Consider the following 9,599-nt stretch of genomic DNA (forward strand, 5'->3'; position numbering starts at 1 on the left):
CCAATGCAAACCAAAGTAGACGTTGGAGGCAGGCGATTCATTTACGTTCAATCAAGAATCGAACGCTACACTAGCAGCATGGATTCGGTGATGTTGGACAGGTCCTTCGCCTCGAAGAAATCGCAAATGCTGTCCTTGGCACGAACCGTGAACGGACCGTTATGACCGAGTGCAACAGTGTCGACAAGAGCATCTGTTGAATCCGAGTAGTCGCGGAGAGCATGAATCTTCTGCAGATCCATCTCAAGCACGACTTGCGTCACATCCACGGCTTGCTGGCCGTCGACGTACGTCGCGTAGTCGTTCACCCAGGCTTGCGGAAGAAAGACGGCGAGAATCCGCTTTTCCCGCAATTCCCCGTCCGGACGACCTTGACGGACCGTCTCGGCCGGATCCTCCCCAGCTTGACCATCTGCCAGCTCACCGAACGGGACGACTTCTGTGACCGTCCAATTGCCTTCGAGGCTCACCAGGCATTCACCGGTTTCGGTGGATGCCATCGCGTCTACGATTCGCGCGAGCAGTACCGCCGGCGGAGCCGTGCGAGACGCGTTGTCGACGCTCGTGGCGTAAACCCGCAACGTGACGCAGACGAACACCTTGCGATCTGTCGGCTTCTGCGCATCGTCTTCCGAAATCCATCCCCGCACGACGGAAAGGATTCCGGCTGGGAACTGTCCCTCGGTCATCGCAACTTCGCTGAAACCTCGCGCTTCGTCGTCAGCGAACTCGCGAGTGCACAGATCGGCGTCGGTAAAGCCCGTCGCCTCGAACGTGACATTGAACGGGACCACGTCCCGACGGGAAACCACGGAGGATTGAGACATATCCTGCTCCTGAAAAGTGCGAAGCAGGCCCCCGGCGGGAAGCTGCCCCGCTAGGGTTGTGCACGGAATAGTGCGTTTTGGGCTGGTTTCGGTCCAGCTACCGTCGAAAATCAGGCATCAGTATATCGCGGAATTCCTGACGAGAAGTTCCTCGATGCCGCACAGGTCAGTCCGAGTCTTGCGTTGGCTGCGACAGATACTTGGTCACGCCGTCCGGCAGATGTACGACGCCGTCTTTCGACTCGGCAGCCGCCTTTTGCACCGCATCAACGTTCGCCTTGAGCTTGGCGCTCTCGCCTTGCACGTAGCTCGGCCACGGCACGAACGGCTGGGCGTAGTCGCGCCCCAGCCTGATCGATTTCGGGCACCGATAAACAGCGGTATCGGCTTTCAGGCGCACAAGGATCTCGTCGCCACTGCAGGTCATCTGCTCACCCGTGAAGCCGACGTCCATCGAGCCGGATCTGTTGACGTCACGAAAGAAAATCCAGTGGTCGATGGCCGTCCCGCAGACATAGAGAGCTGCGAAGACCGCCCAAAGCGACAGGCCGAACCTCAGATTCCCGCCCGACTGGCCGGCCCGCGTAGCCGAAACGAACTTGATCCCGAACAGGATCAGGCTCAGCAAGCCGACGACGAAATACGCCAGCGGCGTCCAGTTGTAGGCAGCTCCGCCGATGCCGCCAAACAGGTTGAACTGAATCAGCTCCGTTCCACCGAGGAAGGCGATCGATGCCACCAGGCACGTCAGCATGTGCGCGCCGCCGATCAGAGGTCCCTTCCCCGGCTTTCCGATTTGCCGGATGGCGGCAAAGATATTCGCGTACATCAGGAAGGCGGTGATAGCGAGAAACGGCATAGTGGCCTCAGAAATTGGTGATCCCGCTCACTCGAGCGGACTGCGCGCCGCACCGGAGCGATCCATGCGGCGTAACCAGCGGCTCGGCATTTTACTGCGCCGGGTTGTCATCCGGGTGGTACCACCGTATCAGGGGGAGATCCCGATTCAAGGGGGAAGTGAGAATCCGGGTGTGTTCCCCGCCGGTTACAGATGCTCAATTCCCTTGGTCAAAGCCGGCCCGCCCGCGCAAGCACAACAGCATCCGGGTATTTGATGGGCTCGCCCAGAAATTCCGAAATCCGCGCATGGAGCAGCGTCGACTCTTCCCATGGCTTGTCACTGATGTGCTTCAGCGCCTCGCGCAGAAGCCCGACCGCCAATTCGTGTTGAACCGCATCGATCCAGTACTGCCCTGCCATGTCCACTCCGTGGCCAGTCGTTAAGCCGGAAGGCTCTCGACCGGAATCGTTTTAGGCATCTACTGCGGCGGAACGCCGAGGAAGTCGTCTCGGGAACCCGCCACATGTACGATGATTTTTCGCCACACCAGGCGAGCGCCCTCCCGCACCCAATCGAGGGCGTTGCGCGGGGGAACGCATCGGGGAGCGACGCTTTGCATAATGCGAAATTTTCCGTCAGACAGTTCACGTGAACAATCGATAAACGTTCACAAATAACGGGGGATTTCCTGAACGGAAAAGCCCGCGGCCTTCTCAAGAGAGAAGACGCGCGGGCTTGGTTTGCTGCGAACTGCTTTCCACATCACTGCGGACCGGCGCCCTGCTTGAAGGCTCCGGACGGCAGCGTCCAATCGGTCGTGGCGATCCGAATCGGCACCGTATATTCGGTCGAGAGCGCAAGGGCAGCGGTCTCTTCCTCATACCCGTACGGCGTGCCTTCATCGGCCAGTTGATGAACCGACTTCGTGCGGTGAATCGTGAGACCGAACTCACTTTCGAGATCGGCGATCCGCACGAAGCGCACCGACATCAGCTTTCGCTCAGTCGCCCGCTGGTGGCAGTCCGAGAAGATGCAATGCGCGCAGGACACACGGTTGAAGCCAAGGTAGTACGCCGGATGCGGACGTACACCGAAACGCTTCATGATGTCCCACACCTGCTCCTCGGACCACTGCAGTACCGGACGCCAGTGATCGACGTGCCGGCTCTGCGTGTGGCAACGATCCGGCTCGTTGGCTCGGTACTTCGACCGCGCTGCGGACTCTTGAGCGCGCTCCCCCGTGCAGACGAGGGTGCGGATACCCAAAAAGCGATGCTGGTTCCGCATCGCCGCGGCGCCGACGTCGACCTTGAGGCTGGCCGAGCACCAACGCTGAGACAGAGCCGCCGTGACCTGCGGAAACTTGCGCCGCGTGTTCTGCGGCCCAGCTCCGCCGGCCTGGATCAACCCGTCCGGCGTTTCGGCCATGACCGGCGCGGTGGACTGGTTCTCGCGAAGCATCTCCCGAAGAAAACCACCCTCGCGCCAACTGAAGTACAACGGCAGACCGAATTCAGCCGCGAACCGCCGGCAGTAGTCGCTGGTCACCGGCCAATCCATGAAGGATTCACCGTGCCCGTCAACGTCGTGATGCCAGAGTTCGATGCGACTCGAATCGATGCCAATATCGAGCAGGTGCAGGACCGTTGCCGCCGAGTCCTTTCCCCCGCTGAACATAACGACGTACTTGTCGTATGCGTGCGGATCAAACGCGACCGGTGAGTCGGCATCCGCAGGAGGTTCCACCTCGAACAGCAACTGCTGCTGTGGAGGCCGACCGTTTAGTGCTTCCAAGATGCTCTCCATGGCCGTGAGGCCGAAATCGCGAGCATCACCCCCAGCGGGAGCGAAATCCCGCGAGGGTTGAATGTGACTTTCCGTAACGCTGCTGACAGATGCCCTGCCTGAATCTCCAGACGGCAGCGCCCATTCGGGTGGTCAGGAATACGTGCGGTTGACGTTGCGCTTCGCACTGCGTTCACGAATGAGGCGGCGGAACAACTTGACCGCGTCTCCCCGTTCTTCAAGCTCGAAGCACTCCCACACGCGCGCATGGCCGTTGTACGGCCGCGCTCTCACGTGATAACAAGCCCCGTCAACTCCCAACGAAATGGCCTGACGGTCGTCGTTCAGCGTCGCACTATCGAGGTACCCGCATGCGTGAGCGAATCGGGTCAGGAAATTGTCGGACCGGACGAACTTCGGTTGTTTTGCGGCTCTCATCTGCTTCTCTCAGAAAATCTGCGGGAAGCAGTCCCGGCAGGGAGCGCGTCCCCGCATGGGTAAAAGTGAAGCGAGCATCCCCCTTGCGGAAGCGATGTCCCGCCAAGGGTGGATGCAACTTATGCCGCGACAGCCTCGGCCCGCACAAACGACGCAAATGAAATCGACGTCGCTTGTTTGAACGCCAGCAGCGCATGGCCGAGGGCCTTGAAAACCGAGACGAAAGGCGGAACGCTGACGGCCTGGCCACATACTTCATGACCGAACGTCTGCGTGACTCCTTGCACGAGATCCTCCCAGATCCCCTTGCAGCGAGCATGCTCGCGTACCGTGGGAATGCGGAGAAGATCCGGGTCGGCCGGATGCTGCAGGAAGGTTCCGGTGCTCTGACGCTTCGCGAGCGTCTTGTTGAGCGTCGGCACCTTGGGAGATTCTTCGTTGACGATCGTCATCTTGAATCCCTTCCCTGCCGCTTCGTCGCGTTCCTGCTTGTCCTTCAGATACGTGAGAGGCGACCAGCACTTATCGTCCAGCGCGACGACCTCCATGATCTCGCCCAGCTTGCGAGCCTGAGGCTCGGGACGCTCGACCAGATCGAAGGAGAACTCGACGCCCTGCGTGACCGCGATCATACACATGCGTTCACGATGCTCGAGCATGTTCCATTCGGCCGCATTCAGCACGGTCTCGTGGACGACATACCCGAGGTCTCGGAACATCGAGCGCGCGATCGCGGCCGACGCCGTGTTCAGCCAGCCGGGCACGCACTCGATGGCAACAAAGGCCGGCGAGGTTTGAGCCACCGCCGCCAGTGCCGGTACGATCAGATGCCCAACGTCAGGGTGCGACTCTGGGAACTCAAGCTTCCGCTTCGTGCGCCCAGCGTTTGATGCCCCGCTGCACGGGATACCGAGCACCATGCCGTCAAGCTTGGGCAGTTGAGACATCACCCAGTTGTCGAACACCACTTCCTGCATCGGAGCCGTCAGCAGGATAGTCTGCGCGTCGAAAACCGGGTTGTGCTCGATCGCATGCTCCATGCAATCGTCCCGTATCTCGTTCGCGAGTGCCAGCCGCGAGCGGATGCCTGCCTCTTCCAGCCCCGTATGAGCGGCTCGGTCGAGGATGCCGATTCCCGACGAGAACGAACCCATGAGCAGCGGTTCGTCATTCGCGAGCTTCGACTTCAGCCGGTCGAGCCGTTCCTTCGCGCGGACTTCCGAGGCGATCGGAAGCACGAAGATTCGGCGCAGCTGCACCACGATGCGGACGGCCGTCAGGCCCATGCGAACGAAGATGCCGAGGAGGCTTTCGTTCTGGATGTCGATTACCGGAACTTCGCGCTCGCGCACGACCTTCTTGGATACGACACGCTCGCCGTCGTCCGACGCCTCGAGGACCAACATACAGCGGTCCTCGTCTAGCTTGGCTTTGAGCTTCATGCCCGGCAGGAAGCCAGCACGGCTCGCCTGAGAGCCTTCGATCCACAGGCGCGGCGTGCCTTTGTTGCTGCCGAGCTTGCGAATCTCCATGCCTTGAAGGGATTTCATATGCTTCTCCAGGGGGTACGTGCGAGAAGCGCTCCCTGCGGGAACGCATCCCGCAAGGGTTGAAAACAAGGTGGATTACTTCGTGAACCAGGCAGCAGTCTCGAAGAGGTACCGCGCGGCCTGGTCGTGTTCGTCGAACGCGACCATCTTGCCGCCGTAGCCTTCCGCGACGGCACGCTCGATCGCGACGTCGTAGTGCTCGCCCTCGTCGATATCGACGTCGGAAACGGGCAATTCGAACGTGCGGATCTCGGGAATACCTTGCGAGTTGTCGCAAAGGACCGCCACCTTGATGCGGGTGCGCTCCTCATCGACGTTCGCCTTCAGACCGAGCAGACGGTACAGATTGTCTTCGGCCTGATTGAGCTCGGCAGACAGTCGTGCACCTTCCGCGTGCCCATCGTCGGACAGACGATGGTCGCCGCGCAGGAACGACGCTTCACCGTGAGCCGCGATCGCCGCCTTGACGCGATCGGCCCAGCTCGACGGATACGAGATCTCTTCCCAGGCTTCGCCGCGGGTCAGTTCAGTCCCGTCGGGCAACACGGCCGTGGTGATATCGATCTGGTTCTGATTCGCCGAATCGGCGCTTTCGACCGTGGCCTGCTCGATACTCTGCCCCGGACGACGGAACGGGTATTCGAGCAGCACGTGGCCGTTTTCGTACATCAGGCCATTGGCCTCGTACTCACCCGGGCCATCGGCATCGGTTGCCTTGACCAAGACTGCGTACGGAAAGACCTTCCCCACGAGAATCGGGGCGATGAACGACTTGATGTTTTGCTGTTTCATGTGTGCTCCAATGAACCGCGAAGCACACGCCCACCAGGGCCGAGATGCCCCGCATGGGTTGAGAATCACCGGATGGTGAGAATCGATTGCGGTCAGACCGCACCGCAATAAGGCTAGATTTCGGACTAGCTGCCGTTGGGAAAACGGACTTATTTTGCCACAAACTTCCTGATGGGAAAATTCCCCAGATCGGCACACTCCCAAATATTCCGCCGACACTCCCTACCCTTACCACAATGGTGTTGGTAAGGGTAGGTTGATTTCCCAAAGCCCCCCGAACGCTACGTTTCATGAGATTCGATTTTGCCGGAACGAACCGCCCTGGTCACCCTCTGAAGTTCCCCTCTGCGGATTTGGAGCCGCACCCTTTTGTTGTCGAGGCCAACGAACGGAACCAAGCACACGGTGAAAGCGGGTTGTTACCGGTTCTTTGCGGAACTGGGCCAAAGATGTTAGCGTTTGGGCGGGTCCGATGCGCCCCCGCCGCTCACACAGGCGAAGCCCGAGGCAGCATTGAAAGCAGACGATTTACACGCGGTTTCCCTTTCATCTTCGATTGGGCTGGGCGCGTGCGAGTGAGCAGCACCTTGGAGAACAAGCAGCCGTCTAGCCTGTTTGGAGATGAACATGCCATCCGTCGAATCGGCAACTGGCCGAGCGAGCAACATTGCGCTTTTTGAAAGAGCGTGTGCTGTTGCGCGGCGCTCGGTACCTGCGGGACGTACAGAAGGTCAAGAATTTGCCGACGCCTGTCTTCGAGGAGTGAAGACAAAGGCAGAACTTTTGTCCAAAACGCTGTCAAGCTCTTACCCCCATCACGAACTTCTGGACCTGAGCGCCGCTTTGCGGGGATTTCAAAGCTGGGATGAGCTTAGCCGCTTTGCGCGCAACTTCGCCAAAACGGAAGACGCAGAGCGAGGTGCGTGGTATCAAAGTCTCTTGATGACAACGGCGCTCTGGAAACTGACACCAGCCGACGAAGTGTGCCCGCTTGTCCAGGCCATCCTCAGCCGCATGCTCGAAGCGCTACTGATTGCTGGCCCCGAGGAAATCGACCGTCCGGCCGCCGAGCTAATTCTTCGAAGAATCATGTTCCAGAAGGACCCCGAGCGCGTGTACTGGGGAGAAAACAAGGAGATTATGCAAATCGTTTTGCATGGACTCCAGTACTATCTTGGAATCACGCCAGCTAGCATCTTGCTTTCGGTTTTGGCACGAGTACCAGTCGTCAACGGGCGGCGCGCTCCGTGGAAGTCCCTGAGCGCAATCACGGTCGGTCAGATGATGGACTTGTCTCTAGCTAACGCAAGGTACGACAAGGGATTTGGGTATTCCGGATGGGCGCACGCGGTCGTTGACGTCCATCACGAGCTTGAAACCATTTATGCCAAATACGGCCCTGCTTCGGAGATTTCACCTTGGTTCGACCAAGACAGCAGCGATTTGAGAAATCGAACGTTAGAGGTCGATCGCGCCGTCTCGTCGCCATTGTCTCGAATTATTTGCCGTGATTTTTTGATCGATACGCTCAAACCTCTCCTCAGCTTGACCGTTAAGGATGCGCTGATTCGAGACGTTGGAGAGACGGGCTTCTATGAGAGTTTCTACTCAGGCTCTCCAGAGAAGGTGCAAACTGATTGGGCGGAAAATTACGGGTACATGGACCCTGATTCAATCAAACGAGTCGCCTTTCGGGAACCGTTTGGTGAATTCCAACTGAGCATTTTCCGAGTGCGCCGTTGGTTCGAAACCAATGGTCCGCGCCTTTACGAATTCGAAGCAGTCGTTCACGACAGTAACGATGAGCTCATCGCCAAGTTAGGACTTGCGCTCTTCATTGGCGAGGGTGAGACGTCTCCCTACGAACTGGCCTGGTGTCTAGACGAACACGACCACGACGACTTACGGGAAGCGGGACTTGGACTGGCGCAAGCTGCGTATCGCTTCGACGTCAACAAGAGCTTGCTCGACCGTGTCATGGTATTACGCGACTGGGAGGTTCGGGAGGACCATCGAAGAAAGGGCTTGGGCAAGAAATTGCTTAACGAAGCGATACGTCGAAGCATTCGGGGATTGGCGACCCCCTCGATTCTGGCTTGCCGGCTTTGCCCGCTCCAAATGAAGATTCATCCATACAAAGAGTGGGTCGCAAAAGCCGCCCAAGGAAGCGCCGAGGGGCCGCAACTAGAATTGTGTTCACCTGTCCTGGAAGTCCAAGAGATTTTCAGACGAAGCGTAGGCTCTGGAACGTTTGTGTGTGACAAAAACATCGAGGTGTTCGACGTTCCCTATCTGCCGTGGGTGCATCGGGGACATGAATTGACTCTTTTGTCGATGAGCCTCGCGCGCCCGCCGGCCTGATGGCGAAGGGGCAGATTCGAGGACAGAACGTCGGGTACTTTGAGCCGAATGCTGGCGACTAAAAAGAACGAGCCTCCGAAGAGGCTCGTGAGAATCACCGCCCAACACGATTGCCAACACCTTCTTTGTGGTGCGGGCAGCGCACTCTCAGGGAGCACACGGCGGGCGGATTTCAGGCTTATCGATTACACGTCGATCGATGGGGTCGACGGCTTGTGCCCAGTCTCCTGCTCAAGTTCCGAGCGCGAAATCACTGCGCAGCTACGCACGTGCGGGTGCTCGTCATGCAAGAGCGCGTTACGGGCGACGTCATCACATTTCGCATACAGCAAGCTTGCGACGACAGTCCGTCCACCTCGATCAAGTTCGCGGAGGTCCGACTCCAAGATCACCGCTTGTTGACTCAGGGTGGCGATTTCGGCCTCGCGCAGTTGGTACAGCTGATGCACGACCGCATGAGGCATCGAGCCTTTCATCGGATATTGCTCAGCGAGCATTCGCGACGTAACCGGCTTTTCCAGCAGTCCGATTGCGCTGTTGCGACTCGCGCGAGACGCCGCCAGATAACTCCGGGTCGCCTCGCCGGCTTCCTCCAATGCCTCCTGAATCAGACCGTCCTCGTCCGGGAACAGCCCTTTCATCTGGTTGACCTGAGTCTCCAGTGAATCGACTGCACCGTAGAGCGATCCGGCCACTTCCTTCCAGTTCACCTCGGTAGACGCGATTTCAGGCTTGCGCCCTTCCCGCGCCGCCGGCAGTTTCCCCTCGATTGCTCCGGCTTCGCGAGCCAAGGCATTTTCAAGAGCGAAAGCCTCCTCTCGCAGCCAGGACGGTGTATCCCCGCCGAAAGCATTGAGCAGTGCCTTTGCAGCGTCGCGAACGGTCACTTCAGGCTGTTTCTGGTCCAGAACGTCATATCGGTTCCAGATCCCGGACGGTCAGTTGAAACTCCCCCACTTATGGTCGCGCAAATTCCCCCACCCTGTGAAGCAGGACTAAGGGTTA

General features: G+C 58.9%; 9 protein-coding genes. 1 reads left to right on the top strand and 8 read right to left on the bottom strand.

The window, feature by feature from the left end:
- Positions 1–65: 65 nt before the first annotated feature.
- From BDO18943_RS41595 to BDO18943_RS41625, 7 genes are all read right to left on the bottom strand, one after another.
- Positions 66–827: a hypothetical protein gene (locus tag BDO18943_RS41595; RefSeq protein WP_175026622.1), complete on the bottom strand. Its 762-nt coding sequence runs from the start codon at positions 825–827 to the stop codon at positions 66–68.
- Between the two features lie 166 nt (positions 828–993).
- Positions 994–1,686 (bottom strand): hypothetical protein, encoded by a 693-nt coding sequence (locus BDO18943_RS41600; RefSeq protein WP_025496817.1) that lies wholly within the window; start codon positions 1,684–1,686, stop codon positions 994–996.
- A gap of 209 nt (positions 1,687–1,895) precedes the next feature.
- On the bottom strand, positions 1,896–2,087 hold the full coding sequence (locus BDO18943_RS41605) for a hypothetical protein (RefSeq protein ID WP_025496172.1): 192 nt from the start codon (positions 2,085–2,087) through the stop codon (positions 1,896–1,898).
- Between the two features lie 343 nt (positions 2,088–2,430).
- Positions 2,431–3,462, bottom strand: a complete 1,032-nt coding sequence (locus BDO18943_RS41610; protein ID WP_210771977.1) for a phosphoadenosine phosphosulfate reductase family protein — start codon at positions 3,460–3,462, stop codon at positions 2,431–2,433.
- 144 nt (positions 3,463–3,606) lie between these two features.
- Positions 3,607–3,891, bottom strand: coding sequence for a hypothetical protein (locus BDO18943_RS41615; RefSeq protein ID WP_025496170.1), 285 nt, complete (start codon positions 3,889–3,891; stop codon positions 3,607–3,609).
- A 119-nt stretch (positions 3,892–4,010) separates the two neighbouring features.
- Positions 4,011–5,441 carry a DNA cytosine methyltransferase gene (locus tag BDO18943_RS41620; RefSeq protein ID WP_025496169.1) on the bottom strand — a complete coding sequence of 477 codons (1,431 nt, stop codon included), beginning with the start codon at positions 5,439–5,441 and terminating at the stop codon, positions 4,011–4,013.
- A gap of 75 nt (positions 5,442–5,516) precedes the next feature.
- Positions 5,517–6,233 carry a hypothetical protein gene (locus tag BDO18943_RS41625; RefSeq protein ID WP_175026624.1) on the bottom strand — a complete coding sequence of 239 codons (717 nt, stop codon included), beginning with the start codon at positions 6,231–6,233 and terminating at the stop codon, positions 5,517–5,519.
- A gap of 627 nt (positions 6,234–6,860) precedes the next feature.
- Here BDO18943_RS41625 and BDO18943_RS41630 point away from each other — a divergent pair.
- Complete coding sequence (locus BDO18943_RS41630; RefSeq protein ID WP_025496167.1) at positions 6,861–8,594, top strand: GNAT family N-acetyltransferase; 1,734 nt, start codon at positions 6,861–6,863, stop codon at positions 8,592–8,594.
- Positions 8,595–8,779: 185 nt separating this feature from the next.
- Here the strand turns inward: BDO18943_RS41630 and BDO18943_RS41635 are convergent, their stop codons facing one another.
- Entirely contained in the window at positions 8,780–9,481 is a 702-nt protein-coding gene (locus tag BDO18943_RS41635) for a hypothetical protein (RefSeq protein ID WP_175026625.1), read from the bottom strand.
- Positions 9,482–9,599: the final 118 nt, after the last annotated feature.

It is taken from the genome of Burkholderia aenigmatica (genome assembly GCF_902499175.1).
Lineage (GTDB): Bacteria > Pseudomonadota > Gammaproteobacteria > Burkholderiales > Burkholderiaceae > Burkholderia > Burkholderia aenigmatica.

What these genes read in the sequence shown, in the direction of transcription:
- BDO18943_RS41595 (WP_175026622.1), bottom strand. Translation starts at nt 827, where the DNA reads ATGTCTCAATCCTCCGTGGTTTCCCGTCGGGACGTGGTCCCGTTCAAT.
- BDO18943_RS41600 (WP_025496817.1), bottom strand. Translation starts at nt 1,686, where the DNA reads ATGCCGTTTCTCGCTATCACCGCCTTCCTGATGTACGCGAATATCTTT.
- BDO18943_RS41605 (WP_025496172.1), bottom strand. Translation starts at nt 2,087, where the DNA reads ATGGCAGGGCAGTACTGGATCGATGCGGTTCAACACGAATTGGCGGTC.
- BDO18943_RS41615 (WP_025496170.1), bottom strand. Translation starts at nt 3,891, where the DNA reads ATGAGAGCCGCAAAACAACCGAAGTTCGTCCGGTCCGACAATTTCCTG.
- BDO18943_RS41620 (WP_025496169.1), bottom strand. Translation starts at nt 5,441, where the DNA reads ATGAAATCCCTTCAAGGCATGGAGATTCGCAAGCTCGGCAGCAACAAA.
- BDO18943_RS41625 (WP_175026624.1), bottom strand. Translation starts at nt 6,233, where the DNA reads ATGAAACAGCAAAACATCAAGTCGTTCATCGCCCCGATTCTCGTGGGG.
- BDO18943_RS41630 (WP_025496167.1), top strand. Translation starts at nt 6,861, where the DNA reads ATGCCATCCGTCGAATCGGCAACTGGCCGAGCGAGCAACATTGCGCTT.